This is a genomic window from Streptomyces sp. TRM68416, assembly GCF_014596915.1.
Lineage (GTDB): Bacteria > Actinomycetota > Actinomycetes > Streptomycetales > Streptomycetaceae > Streptomyces.
This window is the reverse complement of the sequence record NZ_JACVWU010000020.1, coordinates 32,829-47,514: the sequence shown is the minus strand read 5'-3', so window position 1 is coordinate 47,514 and position 14,686 is coordinate 32,829. Positions and strand designations below refer to the sequence as shown.

Annotated in this window: 12 protein-coding genes and 1 tRNA gene; 8 read left to right on the top strand and 5 right to left on the bottom strand. The window is 68.8% G+C overall.

Annotated features, from left to right (window positions below; genetic code table 11):
• The first annotated feature begins 135 nt into the window (after positions 1 to 135).
• The 5 genes from ICC28_RS28520 to ICC28_RS28500 all read left to right on the top strand — a co-directional run bounded on the left by ICC28_RS28520 (position 136) and on the right by ICC28_RS28500 (position 6,935).
• Complete coding sequence (locus tag ICC28_RS28520) at positions 136 to 567, top strand: chorismate mutase (RefSeq protein WP_223189716.1); 432 nt, start codon at positions 136 to 138, stop codon at positions 565 to 567.
• Positions 568 to 708: 141 nt separating this feature from the next.
• Positions 709 to 1,254, top strand: coding sequence for a two-component system response regulator (locus tag ICC28_RS28515; protein ID WP_188291609.1), 546 nt, complete (start codon positions 709 to 711; stop codon positions 1,252 to 1,254).
• A gap of 56 nt (positions 1,255 to 1,310) precedes the next feature.
• The gene (pepN, locus tag ICC28_RS28510) at positions 1,311 to 3,797 is read left to right on the top strand and encodes an aminopeptidase N (RefSeq protein WP_188291608.1); all 2,487 of its coding nucleotides are present in this window, start codon (positions 1,311 to 1,313) and stop codon (positions 3,795 to 3,797) included.
• A 109-nt stretch (positions 3,798 to 3,906) separates the two neighbouring features.
• Positions 3,907 to 5,481 (top strand): pyridoxal phosphate-dependent decarboxylase family protein, encoded by a 1,575-nt coding sequence (locus ICC28_RS28505; RefSeq protein ID WP_188291607.1) that lies wholly within the window; start codon positions 3,907 to 3,909, stop codon positions 5,479 to 5,481.
• Positions 5,478 to 6,935: a lysine N(6)-hydroxylase/L-ornithine N(5)-oxygenase family protein gene (locus tag ICC28_RS28500; RefSeq protein ID WP_188291606.1), complete on the top strand. Its 1,458-nt coding sequence runs from the start codon at positions 5,478 to 5,480 to the stop codon at positions 6,933 to 6,935. The genes ICC28_RS28505 and ICC28_RS28500 overlap by 4 nt, the downstream gene beginning before the upstream one ends.
• Positions 6,936 to 6,997: 62 nt before the next feature.
• Here ICC28_RS28500 and ICC28_RS28495 read toward each other — a convergent pair whose 3' ends face one another.
• A complete protein-coding gene (locus ICC28_RS28495; protein WP_188291605.1) occupies positions 6,998 to 8,803 on the bottom strand; it encodes a bifunctional metallophosphatase/5'-nucleotidase in 1,806 nt (601 codons plus the stop codon).
• 172 nt (positions 8,804 to 8,975) lie between these two features.
• Here ICC28_RS28495 and ICC28_RS28490 point away from each other — a divergent pair, with 172 nt between their 5' ends.
• Positions 8,976 to 9,704: an SIMPL domain-containing protein gene (locus ICC28_RS28490; RefSeq protein WP_188291604.1), complete on the top strand. Its 729-nt coding sequence runs from the start codon at positions 8,976 to 8,978 to the stop codon at positions 9,702 to 9,704.
• A gap of 136 nt (positions 9,705 to 9,840) precedes the next feature.
• Positions 9,841 to 11,277, top strand: coding sequence for a pyruvate kinase (gene pyk, locus ICC28_RS28485; protein WP_188291603.1), 1,437 nt, complete (start codon positions 9,841 to 9,843; stop codon positions 11,275 to 11,277).
• A 6-nt stretch (positions 11,278 to 11,283) separates the two neighbouring features.
• Here pyk and ICC28_RS28480 read toward each other — a convergent pair whose 3' ends face one another.
• Both ICC28_RS28480 and ICC28_RS28475 read right to left on the bottom strand, forming a co-directional pair.
• Positions 11,284 to 12,072: a helix-turn-helix domain-containing protein gene (locus tag ICC28_RS28480; protein ID WP_188291602.1), complete on the bottom strand. Its 789-nt coding sequence runs from the start codon at positions 12,070 to 12,072 to the stop codon at positions 11,284 to 11,286.
• Between the two features lie 89 nt (positions 12,073 to 12,161).
• Positions 12,162 to 12,244: transfer RNA gene (locus ICC28_RS28475), tRNA-Leu, on the bottom strand.
• A 94-nt stretch (positions 12,245 to 12,338) separates the two neighbouring features.
• Between ICC28_RS28475 and ICC28_RS28470 the strand changes: the two genes are divergently transcribed.
• The gene (locus ICC28_RS28470) at positions 12,339 to 12,995 is read left to right on the top strand and encodes an ANTAR domain-containing response regulator (RefSeq protein ID WP_188291601.1); all 657 of its coding nucleotides are present in this window, start codon (positions 12,339 to 12,341) and stop codon (positions 12,993 to 12,995) included.
• 68 nt (positions 12,996 to 13,063) lie between these two features.
• Here ICC28_RS28470 and ICC28_RS28465 read toward each other — a convergent pair whose 3' ends face one another.
• Together ICC28_RS28465 and ICC28_RS28460 are read right to left on the bottom strand one after the other, a co-directional pair.
• Positions 13,064 to 13,780, bottom strand: coding sequence for an ABC transporter ATP-binding protein (locus ICC28_RS28465; protein WP_188291600.1), 717 nt, complete (start codon positions 13,778 to 13,780; stop codon positions 13,064 to 13,066).
• Complete coding sequence (locus tag ICC28_RS28460; RefSeq protein WP_188291599.1) at positions 13,777 to 14,685, bottom strand: ABC transporter ATP-binding protein; 909 nt, start codon at positions 14,683 to 14,685, stop codon at positions 13,777 to 13,779. The genes ICC28_RS28465 and ICC28_RS28460 overlap by 4 nt, the downstream gene beginning before the upstream one ends.
• Between the last annotated feature and the right edge of the window lies 1 nt (position 14,686).

The window sequence follows — 14,686 nt, the reverse complement described above, 5'->3', positions numbered from 1 at the left end:
CCGCGGCTCATCCCCCACCGAAGCGCCGCAACGGCCCCCGCGCGCGGCACCGGCCACGACGACCCCGCCCGCCCTTCCCACCGCGCCGGCACACCCCCGTAATGTGGTCCCCCATGACCACTAATGTGGTCCCCCATGACCACCAGCAACAACGGAACCGGTGACGTCGACCCCGCCGTCCGCGAGGAGCTCGCACGGCTGCGTGACAGCATCGACAACATCGACGCGGCCGTCGTCCACATGCTCGCCGAGCGCTTCAAGTGCACCCAGCAGGTCGGCCACCTCAAGGCCGCGCACCAGCTGCCGCCCGCCGACCCGGCCCGCGAGGCCCGCCAGATCGCCCGGCTGCGCACCCTCGCCGAGAACGCCAAACTGGACCCGGCCTTCGCCGAGAAGTTCCTCAACTTCATCATCGCCGAGGTGATCCGGCACCACGAGAGCATCGCGGAGACGGCCGAGAACGCCGAAGGCGCCGACAGCCCGGAGAACATCGAGCACGCCGAGCACGCCGAGCACGCCGAGCACGCCCCCAGCCCCGTCAACGGCTCTGCGCCCACGGCGAACTGACCCCCCACGCCCCCGCCGAGGGCGTGACAGCGGCGCCCGCGCGGGGCATGCTGCGCTGTGCACCCCTTGTCAGCCGACGGGCACACCCCGTCAGCGTCACGGACATAAGCTGGTTGTCCCATGCGGGAGGGACGTCGGGCCATGCCGTCGGATGCAAAGATCCTCATCGTCGACGACCACGAGGACACGCTGTACGCGCTGGAGAGCGCGCTGGCCCCGCTGGGCTACCGCCTGGGCCGCGCCACCACCGGCGACGAGGCCCTCAAACAGGTGCTCCGCGGCCAGGTCGGCCTCCTGGTGCTCGACGTACGCATGCCCGGCGTCAGCGGCCTCGACGTGGTCCGCTACATGCGGCGCCTGGAACAGACCCAGCACATCCCGGTCGTCTTACTCACGGGCTTCGGCCCCGACCACGAGCTGACCTCCACCGCCTTCCGGCTCGGCGTCGCCGACCTCGTCATGAAGCCAGTGGACCCCTGGGCGCTGCGCACCAAGGTCCGCTACCTGTACGACGCCCACCGCCGCCACCACGCCCTGGAGGAGGAGGTGCGCGAACTGCGCGCCCTCGTCAAAGGACCCGCCGAGGCCGGCGCCCCCGACACCCGCCGCGCCCTGCCCCACCCCGAGCCCCGCGTCCCGCCGCAGCGCGACACCGCGGGCACCGAGCCGGCGCCGGACCGGACATAGGCCGCGTACCGATCCGCCCCTGTGCCTGCCCGGTGCCATCAGGCAGCATGTCCTGCATGTCCGTACTGACGCGCGACGAAGCGCAGACCCGTGCCCAGCTCCTCGACGTCCGCCACTACACGATCGAACTCGACCTGACCACCGGGGACGACACCTTCGACTCCCGTACCGTCATCCGGTTCGTCTCACGCGCCGACGCGGACACCTTCGTCGAGGTCAAGCCGGCCGAACTGCGCTCCGTGACCCTGGACGGACAGCCCCTCGACCCGGAGACCCTGGACGAGAACCGGCTGCCCCTGAAGAACCTCACCGCGGGCGAGCACGAACTCCGCGTCGAGGCGAGCATGCGCTACTCCCGCACCGGCGAGGGCATGCACCGCTTCACCGACCCCACCGACGGCGAGACCTACGTCTACACCCAGCTGTTCATGAACGACGTACAGCGCGTCTTCGCCGCCTTCGACCAGCCCGACCTCAAGGCCGTCTTCGACCTCTCGGTCAAGGCCCCCGAAGGCTGGACCGTCCTCGCCAACGGCATCACCGAACACCTCGGCGACGGACACTGGCAGGCCGCTCCCACCCCGCTGATCTCCACCTACCTCGTCGCCGTCGCCGCCGGCCCCTGGCACTCCGTGACCACCGAGCACCGCGGCCTGCCCTTCGGCATCCACTGCCGCCGCTCCCTGGCCGAACACCTCGACGCCGACGCCGACGAACTCTTCGAGATCACCCGGCAGTGCTACGACCGCTACCACGAGAAGTTCGCCGAGCCCTACCCCTTCGACTCCTACGACCAGGCGTTCGTCCCCGAGTTCAACGCCGGCGCCATGGAGAACCCCGGACTCGTCACCTTCCGCGACGAGTTCGTCTACCGCTCCGCCGTCACCGACGCCGAACGCCAGACCCGCGCCATGGTCATCGCCCACGAGATGGCCCACATGTGGTTCGGCGACCTCGTCACCCTGCGCTGGTGGGACGACATCTGGCTGAACGAGTCCTTCGCCGAGTACATGGGCTACCAGACCCTCACCGAGGCGACCCGCTTCACCGACACCTGGACCGACTTCGGAGTCATGCGCAAGGGCTGGGGCTACGACGCCGACCAGCGCCCGTCCACCCACCCCGTCGCCCCCGACGCCGTCGACGACACCGCCGCCGCCCTCCTCAACTTCGACGGCATCTCCTACGCCAAGGGCGCCTCCGCACTGCGCCAACTCGTCGCCTGGCTCGGCGAGAAGGACTTCCTCGCCGGCATCAACACCCACTTCACCCGCCACAAGTTCGCCAACGCCACCCTCGCCGACTTCATCGACTCCCTCGCCGCCAACACCGAACGCGACGTCCACGCCTGGGCCGACGCCTGGCTGCGCACCACCGGCGTCGACACCCTCACCCCACACGTCTCCCGCACCGACGACGGCACGTACACACTCCAGGTCGAACACACCGGCAGCCGCCCGCACCGCATCGCCGTAGGCCTCTACGACCAGGACGTCGCCGACGAGGGCCGCCACCTCCTGCTGCGCGAGCGCCTCGACCTCGACATCCCGCAGACCGCCCCCCAACCCATCGGCAAGCGACCGGCACTGCTCCTGCTCAACGACGGCGACCTCAGCTACGCCAAGGTCCGCTTCGACCCCGAATCCTTCGAAGCCGTCCGCACCGGCCTGTCCGGACTGCCCGAACCGCTCACCCGCGCCGTCGTCTGGAACGCCCTCCGGGACGCCGTCCGCGACGGCGAACTCCCCGCCACCGCCTACCTGGAGACCGCCCGCGCCCACCTCCCGCACGAGACGGACCTGGCCCTCGTCCAAGGCGTCCTCGCCTTCGCCGCCACACAGATCGCCGACCGCTACCTCACCCCCGAGCAGCGCCCGGCGGCCCTGGCCACCCTCTCCTCCCTCTGCCGCGACCTCGTCCGCCGCACCGAGGACGGCGACCACCCCGGCCTGCGCCTGATCGCCGTACGCCACCTCATCGACGTCGCCGCCCACCCCGAGCCCATCGCCTCCTGGCTCGCCGAGGGCACCGTGCCCGGCGGGCCGGAACTCGACCCCGAGCTGCGCTGGCGCGTGCTGTCCCGGCTCGCGGTCCTCGGCGCGACCGACGAGGCGACGATCGCCGCCGAACTCGAACGCGACCCGAGCGCCACCGGCCAGGAAGGCGCCGCCCGCTGCCGCGCCGCACTGCCGGACGAGGACGCCAAGGCCAGGGCCTGGGCGTCGATGTTCGCCACGGACGACCTCTCCAACTACCTGCTCACCGCCACCGCCCAGGGCTTCTGGCAACCGGAACAGGCCGACCTCGTACGGCAGTACGTGCCACGCTTCTACGAGGACGCCGTCGCCGTCGCCGCCCGGCGCGGCCCCGCCATCGCCGACGTCGTGGGCCGCTGGGCCTTCCCGGTGCACGCGGTGGAGCCGGAGACACTGCGCCTGGGCGAGGACTGCCTGCGCGAAGCCGAACCCATCCCGGCACTGCGCCGCAAGCTCGTCGACCAACTCGACGACCTGGGGCGGGCGTTGCGCGTGCGCAAGGCGTAGCCACCTGAGCACGGAGGGGACGGGGACGCCCGCCCCTCCATACCTCTTTCGGGTTCCGATCGCCGGGCTTTTCGGACACGCCGCCCCATCGGCGTACAAGCTGGCACCCATGAGCACGCCACCCCTCGCCTCCGGACCCCAAGGCCCGCACGCCCTCGGCCCGCTGCTCGACACGGTCCTGGAGGCTCTCAGGGACGGCACGCTCGCCCGCGGCGGCCCGCTGCCCGCGGGCGGCCCGGACGCAGTCGCCGCACGCGTACGGTCCGCGGTGGGCGACGTGCTCCCGCAGGAGGGCACCCCGGACGCCCTCTACACGGTCGTACGAACCCTCGCCGAAACCGCGGCGGACCCGGCACACCCCCACTGCACGGCCCACCTCCACGGCCCACCCCTGGCAGCAGCCACCGCCGCAGACCTGGCCACCAGCACCCTCAACCCCTCCCAGGACTCCTGGGACCAGTCCCCAGGCACCTCGGAACTGGAACACCTACTGACCCAGGCACTAGCAACAACGATCTACACCCCCGCTGACCCGCACCCAACCACCCCCACCCACCCGCACCCAACCACCCCCACCCATCCGCGCGCAGCCACCCCCGCCGACCCGCGGGCAGCAACTCCCGCCCATCCGCGGGCAGTCGTGCCGCCTGGGGCGGCACGGGTGGGCGCGGGCGGCACCCCGATAGCGCCGGGTTGCGCGTCCCACCCCGCGGCGATCGCCACGCCCGGCACCCAGGTCACCCCCGACTGCCTCGTAACAAGCGGCGGCACCGAGGCCAACCAACTCGCCCTCCTCCTCGCCCGCGAGGCACACCCCGGCACCCGGCTGATCTGCGGCGCCAACGCCCACCACTCCCTCACCCGCGCCACCTGGCTCCTCGGCCTCCCCGACCCCGTGATCATCCCCGCGCCCGCCGGCACCCTCGACCCCGCCGCCCTCGACGAGGCACTCACCCACCTCCCCGGCCCACACCTCGTCGCCGCCACCGCAGGCACCACCGACGCAGGCCTCATCGACCCCCTCCCCGAGATCGCCGCCCTGTGCGCGGCACACGGCGCACGCCTGCACATCGACGCGGCCTACGGCGGCCCGCTCCTCTTCAGCGACCGCCACCGCCCCAAGCTCACCGGCCTCGACGCCGCCGACACCGTCACCACGGACCTGCACAAACTCGGCTGGCAGCCGGTCGCCGCGGGCCTACTCGCCGTCCGGGACGCCCGCGACCTCACCGTCCTCCACCAGCACGCCGACTACCTCAACGCCGACGACGACACCGAGGCCGGCCTGCCCGACCTCCTCGGCCGCTCCCTGCGCACCACCCGCCGCCCCGACATCCTCAAGATCGCGGTCACGCTGAAAACCCTCGGCCGCAACGGCATCGGCCGCCTCGTCGACCAAGTCTGCGCCCGCGCACAGGAGTTCGCCGACCTCATCGCCGCAAACCCCGCCTTCGAGCTCTACGACCGCCCCACCATCAGCACGGTCCTCTTCCGCCCCACCACCGCCACCGACACCACCGTCGCCGCCGTACGCCGAACCCTCCTCACCAACGGCCGCGCCGCCCTCGGCCGGGCCCGGCTCGACGGCCGCCTCTGGCTCAAGGCCACCCTCCTCAACCCCCACACCCGGCCCGACGACCTGGCCGCCCTCCTCAAACTCGTGGAAGGAACCACCCCCCGATGACCACCGGCCCCGGCCCCGCCCCCGCCCCCGCCCCCCGACCCCCACGCCACGAGCCCGACGCACCCCGCGACCTGGTCGGCATCGGCATCGGACCGTTCAACCTCTCCCTCGCCGCCCTCGCCCACCCCCTCGCCGAACTCGACACCGTCTTCTACGAACAGCGCCCCGCCTTCCACTGGCACCCCGGCCTGCTCATCGACGGCGCCCGCGTCCAAGTCCCCTTCCTCGCCGACCTGGTGACCCTCGCCGACCCCGCCAGCCCCTGGACCTTCCTCAACTACCTCAAGTCCCGCGACCGACTCTTCCCCTTCTACTTCGCCGAGCGCTTCCACATCCAGCGCGCCGAATACGACGCCTACTGCCGCTGGGTTGCCGAGAACCTGCCCGCCCTGCACTTCCACCACCAAGTCGACGCCGTCCGCTTCAACCCCGAACGAGACGTGTTCGAGGTCGACTTCACCCAACTCGACACCGACGGCGAGGCCGAGGCCCTCGGCCGCACCTACACCCGCAACATCGTCCTCGGCATCGGCACCGAGCCCTACGTCCCCGACCCGCTCAGACCACTCGTCGAAGCACCCGCCGTCCCCGTCCTGCACGCCGCCGACTACCTCGCCCACCGCGCGACACTCCTCGCCGCCGAACACGTCACCGTCGTCGGCTCCGGCCAGTCCGGCGCCGAGATCTTCCTCGACCTGCTCAAGAACCGCCCCGCCGGCCGCGAACGCCTGCACTGGATCGGCCGCACCGAGGCCTTCGCCCCCATGGAGTACTCCAAACTCGGCCTGGAGCACTTCACCCCCGACTACACCCGCTACTTCCACGCCCTCGCCGAACCCGTCCGGGACCGCCTCGTCACCGCCCAATGGCAACTCCACAAGGGCATCGACACCGACACCATCGCCGCCATCCACGACGAGCTCTACCGCCGCACCCTGCACGGCGGCTGGCCCGACGCCGTACTCACCCCCGGCGTCCGCGTCCGCACCGCAGGACGCGTCGCCACCACCAAGGTCGAACTCCACCTGGAACACACCCAGCAGAACACCCGCTCCCGCCTCACCACCGACGCCGTCGTCCTCGCCACCGGCTACCGCGAACGCCCCCTCGACCGCATCCTCGCCGGCCTCGACCCCTACCTGCGCCGCGACAGCCGCGAACGCCCCCGCGTCGACGAACACTTCCGCCTCGTCCTCGACCCGTCCGTCACCGGCTCCGGCTGCCACGTCTACGTCCAGAACGCCGAACGCCACACCCACGGCGTCGGCACCCCCGACCTCGGCCTCGCCGCCTGGCGCAGCGCAACCGTCCTCAACTCCCTCACCGGCAAGGAGACCTACCCGCTCCCCACCCGCACCGCCTTCACCACCTTCGGCCTCGAACAGCAGCAGCCGCCGCAGATCCCGCCCGCACGCCAGGCCCCCGCCCTCACCCCCCTCGTCGAGGGCCGCTGACGACGACGGCGTCGACGCGAGAACCCTCGCACCGACGCCGTCGACCTCATCCTGCGCAAGCCCTAGAACACGGGCGTACCGTTCCGCGTGAGCCTCCAGTCCACCGACGCGAAGTCCTTCGGGTCCAGCACACCCTTGGCGGTGACCCACTCCGCGATCCGGGTACGGATCTCCGTCGACTCCGACCACAGCTCCTTGGCCGAAGCCACATGCGGGAAGGCACCGCCGCCGTTCGCACGGTAGTTGTTCACCGCGAACACGAACTGCCGGTCGTCCTCCAGCGCGGCACCCTCGTAGGTCAGGTTCTTGATCCGCGAACCCGCCGGCTCGGCGATGTCGATCTCGTACGAAAGCCCCGACACGTAGTCGTAGTTGTAGTCCGGGCGGTTGTTCGCGTTCGTCAGCTTGGCCACGTCCACGGCCGCACCCGGCGCCGTCTGCACGAAGTACTCCGCCGAATACTCCAGGTACGCCTTCAACTGCGCGCCCGTCATCAACTTGGCGACCAACGTGTTGTCGTACACGTACAGGCTCGACAGATCCCGGATGGTCACGTCACCGGCCGGGATCTCCGAGGTGCGCGAGAACGGCGAAGCCTGCGAGAGCACCGGCAGCGCGGCGTACTCGGTGCCCGCCAACGCCGCCTTGACGACGTCCTCCTGCACCTTGGTGATCAAGTCGATGATCGGAGCGTCCTTGTAACGGGCCTCGACCGTCGTCAGCGGCTCCGTGGCGGTGCCGACGACCTGGTTGACGTACGCCACGACCAGGTCGTGCTCGTCCTGCAGCAGCCTGGTGATCTCCGGGTCGTCGGCGACCGTCTTGGAGTCACGCACCGAAGCCGCGACCGACTCGACCGTCCAGCGCCCCTTGCTGAAGACCAGCTCGATGTCGAACAGCGACAGCCGCTCGGCGTAGGCCAGCGGCTCCGACAGGACCACCGTCCTGCCGGTCTGCTCGTTCGTCACCTTCAACTCGGCGATCTCCGTGTGCGCATGACCCACCAGGATCGCGTCGATGCCCGGCACCTGCTGCGCGACCAGCGCCGAGGAGTTCTCGATGTACGGCAACTGGTCGCCGTAGGAGGAGGTGCCGGAGGAGCCGGAGTGCGCCGAGACGACCACCACGTCCGCGCCCATCGAGCGCAGCTTCGGCACCCACTTCGCCGCCTGCTCCTCCAGACCGGGGAAGACCATCTTCCCCTGCACGTAGGCCTTGTCCCAGATCGCGATGCCCGGGTTGGTCAGACCGAGGACCGCGACCTTGACCGGCGGGGCGCCCTTCACGTGGAACTTCTTGATGAAGTAGGGCGGGAAGGCCGGCTTCAGCGTCTTCGCGTCCAGCGCGTTGGCGCCGAGCAGCGGGAAGTCGCACTGCTCCTCGAACTTGCGCAGCGTCTCGATGCCGTAGTTGAACTCGTGGTTGCCGAGCGCCACCGCGTCGTAGCCGATGGCGTTCATGGCCTGCGCCATCGGATGGACCGGCCCGCCCGGGGCGGTGATCGGGTCCACCTTCGCGTAGTAGTACGTCAGCGGGGTGCCCTGAATCGTGTCACCGGCGTCGATGAGAAGGGTGTTGCGGCGGCCCTTCTCCTTGCGGACCTGCTCGACCAGCGTCGCGACGCGGGCCAGGCCCTTGGCGTTGCCCTGGGCGTCGGTGTAGTCCGCGTTCTTGAAGTAGTCCCAGTTGAAGATGTTGCCGTGCAGGTCGGTCGTGCCCATCACCGTCAGGGAGTACCGCTTGGCCGGCTTGGGACCCTTCTTCGCCTCCGCGGCCTCGGCCGCCGGAGCCGCCGCCGCGCCGGCCAGCGCGACCCCCGCTCCGGTCACGGCGGACTTCTTCAGGAACTTCCGACGGTTGAGGGGCATGGTTCGGGTTCTCCTCGGGAAGCGACGATGACGCGCGTAGATACAGAGACCGACGCGCGTAGATTCTGACCCGGGCACGCCGAACCGCAATAGGCCCCCCAGGTTTCGATCTGATGACCGAAGCCGTGCGTCCCTGACCCTGAACCGGTCAAGAACTGACACAGTAGGGCGTATGGCCACACCCCCCGGAACCGAAGCCCTCCCACCCGCCCTGCCCTACGGCACCCCCGACGCCCCACGCATCGCCGTCCGCGGCGAAGCCCACCTGGAGGTCGACCCCGAAATCGGCCGCATCGGCATCACCGTCGCCTCCCGCGGCAAAGACCGCCGCTCCGCCCTGGAAGACCTCACCCGCCGCAACACCACCGCCCTCGACCTGGTCAAATCCTACGGAGACGCCGTGGAACGCCTGGAAACCGGCGCCTTCTCCGTCCGCCCCGAACTCACCAAACACGGCCGCGGAGAACGCATCCGCACCTACCACGGCACCGTCCACCTCACCGCCGAACTCACCGACTTCACCGCACTGGGCGAACTCACCACCCGCCTCGCCGACTTGGACCTCACCCGCGTCGACGGCCCCTGGTGGGACCTGCGCCCCGACTCACCCGCCCACCGCCGAGCCCGCGAACAGGCCGTCCGCGAAGCCGTCCAACGCGCCCGCGAATACGCCGCCGCACTCGGCACCTCACTGGCCGCCCTCGTCGAACTCGCCGACATCGGCACGGAGGACGGCGGCCCCCACCCGATGCAGGCCGCGAGCCGCATGCGCACCATGGCCTTCGCCGAATCCGCCGAATCCGCCGAAGACACCGCGACCGCGCTCGACCTCGAACCGGAACGCCAGCACATCTACGCACAGGTCAATGCCCGATTCACCATGCGGCCGCCGCAGTTGTAGCGCAATTCTCCGAAACTCGCTCATCAGAGCGCCCCGGCGCACAATTCAACACTTGTCAATAGCCCTTCACTCAAAGGTTGTTGAACAGTCATGCGCGGCCAATTCGTTACCGGCAAGTAAGCCCTAGTCTCGAAACATGCGCCGAGCAAAGATCGTCTGTACCCTGGGGCCCGCCACCGACTCGTACGACCAGATCAAGGAACTGGTCGAAGCCGGAATGGACGTCGCCCGCTTCAACCTCAGCCACGGCGGATACGCCGAACACGAGGAGCGCTACCAGCGCGTACGAAAGGCCTCCGACGAATCCGGCCGCAGCGTCGGAACCCTCGCCGACCTTCAAGGCCCGAAGATCCGCCTCGGCCGCTTCACCGAAGGCCCCGTACTCCTTGAACGCGGAGACACCTTCACCATCACCGTCGAAGAAGGCGCCGAAGGCGACCGCGAACAGTGCGGCACCACCTACCCCGGCCTCGCCACCGACGTCACCCCCGGCGAACGCATCCTCGTCGACGACGGCAAAGTCTGCCTCGAAGTCACCGACATCGACGGCCCCCGCGTCCACACCACGGTCGTCGAAGGCGGCATGGTCTCCGACAACAAAGGCCTCAACCTCCCCGGCGTCGCCGTCTCCGTCCCCGCCCTCTCCGAAAAGGACGAGGCCGACCTGCGCTGGGCCCTGCGCACCGGCTTCGACGTCATCGCCCTGTCCTTCGTCCGCTCCGGCCGGGACATCGAGGACGTCCACCGCATCATGGACGAAGAGGGCCGACGCCTCCCCGTCATCGCCAAGGTCGAAAAACCGCAGGCCGTAGAGGCCATCGACGACATCGTCGCCGCCTTCGACGGCATCATGGTCGCCCGCGGAGACCTCGGCGTCGAAATGCCCCTCGAACAGGTCCCCATCGTCCAGAAACGCGCCATCAAACTCGCCAAGCGCAACGCCAAGCCGGTCATCGTCGCCACCCAGATGCTCGACTCAATGATCGACAACTCCCGCCCGACAAGGGCGGAGGCGAGCGACGTCGCCAACGCGGTCATCGACGGCACGGACGCGGTCATGCTCTCCGGCGAGACCAGCGTAGGAAAGTACGCGATCGAAACGGTCCGCACCATGGCCAAGATCGTCGAAGCGGCCGAGGAAGACATCCTGGCCAAGGGCCTCCCACCCCTGACAGAACACAACAAGCCCCGCACCCAGGGCGGCGCGGTGGCACGCGCGGCAGCCGAAATGGGCGACTTCCTCGGCGCCAAGTTCCTCGTCGCCTTCACCCAGTCCGGCGACACAGCCCGCCGCCTCTCCCGCTACCGCTCCCCGATCCCCCTCCTGGCCTTCACCCCGGAGACGGCGACACGCTCACAACTGAGCCTCACGTGGGGCGTGGAGACGTTCCTCGGCCCCCACGTGGACTCAACAGACGCGATGGTCAACCAGGTCGACGAACTGCTCCTCAAATACGGCCGCTGCCAAAAGGGCGACACCGTGGTGATCACGGCCGGCTCGCCCCCGGGGGTGTCGGGCTCCACGAACATGGTCCGAGTGCACCACATCGGCGAGGACGACAGCCCCCGGTAGCCACTGTCAGTACTTGGCACCCACGTGCACGTCCATGAGGGCTACGGAGGCCTTGCGGGCGACGGAGATGTTGAAAGGATCGCTGCCGCGCGCGAGGCACGTCCACCCGACACCGACCTTGTCGAGGGTGTCGGTGAAGAGCTTCCGGATGTCATCCGACTTGTTGGCGAAGAGGTAGCGAGGATATTCGTAGCGTTTGGGCTCACCGCTGACCATACGGGTCGTCCAGTTGGTGATACGGCAGCCGTCGGAGTGGATGAGGCCGCGGATGAATCCCCAGGGTTGGACGTCGACGATCTCCTGTTGCCAGGGTTCGAGGATGATGCGTCGTTCGTGCTTCTTGCCGGGGCCGTGTTGGGGGAAGAGGCAGTGGAGGTGCTTCGAGTAGACCTTCACGTTGCGGCAGCCCACCTTGCGGACACGGCAGACGGCATTGTCGGGGAAGACCGCGCGCATGGCCCGCTCGCAGTCGTCCATGAGTCCTGGCCATGATTCGGCGCAGGTGATCATGAGGTTAGGTACGCGATGCTCTGAGTAGTGGCTGATGTGGCCGTCCCCCAGGTATAAGCCGAGCAGATAGCTGTACGCCGATTCGTCGAGCTCACACCCATCGCACCGGGGGCACCTCGGGTCGTGTCTGCCAGGGCACTCGCCTCGCTTGGCTCGGTCCATGTGCTTCCAGTAGCTGATCGTCCCCTTGGGGACGTTGAGCTTGCGGGCCACGTCCGCGTTCTTCGCGCCTCCGCGCAGTAGCGTCAGCGCCTTCTGTCGCACCTCAGTGCCATGGGAGTTCATGCGGACACTCTGCGTTACCAAATTGCGACCGTGCGCAGCAAAAAGCGGATGTTCACGAGAACGTGGACATCCGCTTTCTGGATCAGAGGTGCCGGGTGCGGGATTCGAACCCGCACGTCCTTTCGGACAGATGTGTTTGAGACATCAGCGTCTGCCATTCCGCCAACCCGGCTGGCCAACCCCAGAGGAGTGTACCGGGTGACCTTAGTGCGTCGCAGCTAGGTAGGCTCTTGGGAGCAGCACCCCTGCCCTACCGAGGAGCCCCCGTGACCGCCCCCGAGTCGCCCCAGCCCGTAGACGCGCCCGACGACGACAAGTCGCACGTGCCTCCGCTGACGACCCGTGTCGTCATTGCCGAGGACGAGGCGTTGATCCGGCTCGATCTGAAAGAGATGCTCGAAGAAGAGGGGTACAGCGTCGTCGGTGAGGCCGGTGACGGTGAGCAGGCCATTGAGCTGGCGCGTGAGCACAAGCCGGACCTGGTGATTCTCGATGTGAAGATGCCGAAGATGGATGGTATCTCCGCGGCCGAGAAGATCGCCGAGGAGAGCATTGCCCCGGTGCTCATGCTGACGGCCTTCTCGCAGCGTGACCTCGTGGAGCGGGCCCGGGACGCCGGGGCCATGGCGTATCTCGTGAAGCCGTTCAGCAAGAGTGATGTCGTTCCGGCGATCGAGATGGCCGTCTCCCGCTTCACGGAGTTGAAGGAGCTGGAGAAGGAGGTCGCGGACCTCACCCTGCGTCTGGAGACGCGGAAGCTCGTGGACCGGGCGAAGTCGATTCTTCAGACGGAGTACGGGCTGACCGAGCCGGCCGCGTTCCGGTGGATTCAGAAGACGTCCATGGACCGCCGGATGTCGATGCAGCAGGTCGCCGAGGCCGTCATTCAGGATGCCGAGGAGAAGAAGGCCGGTAAGGGCTGAGCCCTGACGGTTGTACGAGTCGGGCCCGCACCCCTTGTCAGGGGTGCGGGCCCGAGGCGTAGAGCGGGTCAGTCCTCGCCGAGGTAGGCCTTGCGGACCGATTCGTCGTGGAGGAGGTCCTGGCCGGTGCCGGACAGGACGATCTTGCCGATTTCCATGACGTGGCCCTGGTCGGCGAGCGAGAGGGCGGCCTGGGCGTTCTGTTCGACCAGGAGGATGGTCGTGCCCTGGGCCTTCAGCTCGGCGATGGTGGCCATGATCTTCTGCATCATGATCGGGGAGAGGCCCATGGAGGGTTCGTCGAGCATGAGCAGTTTGGGCTGGGACATCAGGGCGCGGCCCATGGCGAGCATCTGCTGTTCGCCGCCGGAGAGGGTGCCCGCGGCCTGCTTCCTGCGTTCGCCCAGGATGGGGAAGAGGTCGTAGGCGCGCTCGATGTCCTTTTCGATGCCGGGTTTGTCGTTGCGCAGGAAGGCGCCGAGGCGGAGGTTGTCCTCGATGCTCATGCGGGGGAAGATGTGCCGCCCCTCGGGGGAGTGGGCGAGTCCCTGGGAGACGATTTGGTGGGCCGGGAACTTCTTCAGCGACTTGCCGTTGAACTTGATCTGGCCGCCGACCGGCTTGAGGAGGCCGGAGAGGGTGCGCAGGGTGGTGGTCTTGCCGGCGCCGTTGGTGCCGATCAGGGTGACGACCTGGCCTGCTTCGACCTTGAAGGAGATGCCTTTGACGGCTTCGATCTTGCCGTAGGCGACTCGGAGGTCTTCGACTTCGAGCAGTGCGGTCATCGGTCGTTCTCCTTGCCGGGCGCGGCGTCCGTGGGGGCGTCGGCGTGTGCTTCGGCGGCCTCCACTTCGGCGACTTCGGCGGCGCCGGGAGCGTCTTCGTAGGGTTCGCCGAGGTAGGCGGCGACGACGCGTTCGTCGCCCTGGACGGTGGCGCTGTCGCCTTCGACGAGTTTTTCGCCCTGGACGAGGACGGCGACGCGGTCGCAGAGGTTGAAGATGAACCGCATGTCGTGCTCGATGACGAGGACGGCGATGCCCTTGTCCCGGATGGCGAAGACGAGTTCTTCGGTGGCCCGGGTCTCTTGGGGGTTCATGCCGGCGGTGGGCTCGTCGAGGAGGAGCAGGCTGGGTTCGCTCGCCAGTGCCCGGGCGATTTCGAGCTTGCGTTGTTCGCCGTAGGGGAGGTTGCGGGCGAGGTGGTCGGACTTGGCGGCGAGGCCGACGAACTCCAGGAGTTCCATGGCGCGTTCGCGGGAGGCGGCCTCGGCCTTGTGGAAGCCGGGGCCGCGCAGGAGGGCGGACCAGAGGCCTTCCTTGGTGCGGGTGTGGCGGCCGACGAGCACGTTTTCCAGGACCGTCATGTTGGCGAACAGGCGGATGTTCTGGAAGGTGCGGGCGATGCCGGCGGCGGTGACCTTGAAGGACTTGGGCGGCAGGACGTTGCCCTGGTGGCGTACTTCTCCCTCGGTGGGGATGTAGAGGCCGGTGAGGCAGTTGAAGAAGGTGGTCTTGCCGGCGCCGTTGGGGCCGATGAGGCCGACGATCTCGCCCTTGTTGACGGTGAGGTCGACGTTGCGTACGGCGGTGAGGCCGCCGAAGCGCATGGTGACGCCGCGTGCGTCGAGGACGGGGGTGCCGGGGTCGGCGGTGTCCTGGGTGTTCTGGGTGGTGGTGTCGGTAGTCATG

What these genes read in the sequence shown, in the direction of transcription:
- ICC28_RS28520 (WP_223189716.1), top strand. Translation starts at nt 136, where the DNA reads ATGACCACCAGCAACAACGGAACCGGTGACGTCGACCCCGCCGTCCGC.
- ICC28_RS28495 (WP_188291605.1), bottom strand. Translation starts at nt 8,803, where the DNA reads ATGCCCCTCAACCGTCGGAAGTTCCTGAAGAAGTCCGCCGTGACCGGA.
- ICC28_RS28505 (WP_188291607.1), top strand. Translation starts at nt 3,907, where the DNA reads ATGAGCACGCCACCCCTCGCCTCCGGACCCCAAGGCCCGCACGCCCTC.
- ICC28_RS28500 (WP_188291606.1), top strand. Translation starts at nt 5,478, where the DNA reads ATGACCACCGGCCCCGGCCCCGCCCCCGCCCCCGCCCCCCGACCCCCA.
- ICC28_RS28465 (WP_188291600.1), bottom strand. Translation starts at nt 13,780, where the DNA reads ATGACCGCACTGCTCGAAGTCGAAGACCTCCGAGTCGCCTACGGCAAG.
- ICC28_RS28460 (WP_188291599.1), bottom strand. Translation starts at nt 14,685, where the DNA reads ATGACTACCGACACCACCACCCAGAACACCCAGGACACCGCCGACCCC.
- ICC28_RS28490 (WP_188291604.1), top strand. Translation starts at nt 8,976, where the DNA reads ATGGCCACACCCCCCGGAACCGAAGCCCTCCCACCCGCCCTGCCCTAC.
- pepN (WP_188291608.1), top strand. Translation starts at nt 1,311, where the DNA reads ATGTCCGTACTGACGCGCGACGAAGCGCAGACCCGTGCCCAGCTCCTC.
- ICC28_RS28515 (WP_188291609.1), top strand. Translation starts at nt 709, where the DNA reads ATGCCGTCGGATGCAAAGATCCTCATCGTCGACGACCACGAGGACACG.
- ICC28_RS28480 (WP_188291602.1), bottom strand. Translation starts at nt 12,072, where the DNA reads ATGAACTCCCATGGCACTGAGGTGCGACAGAAGGCGCTGACGCTACTG.
- pyk (WP_188291603.1), top strand. Translation starts at nt 9,841, where the DNA reads ATGCGCCGAGCAAAGATCGTCTGTACCCTGGGGCCCGCCACCGACTCG.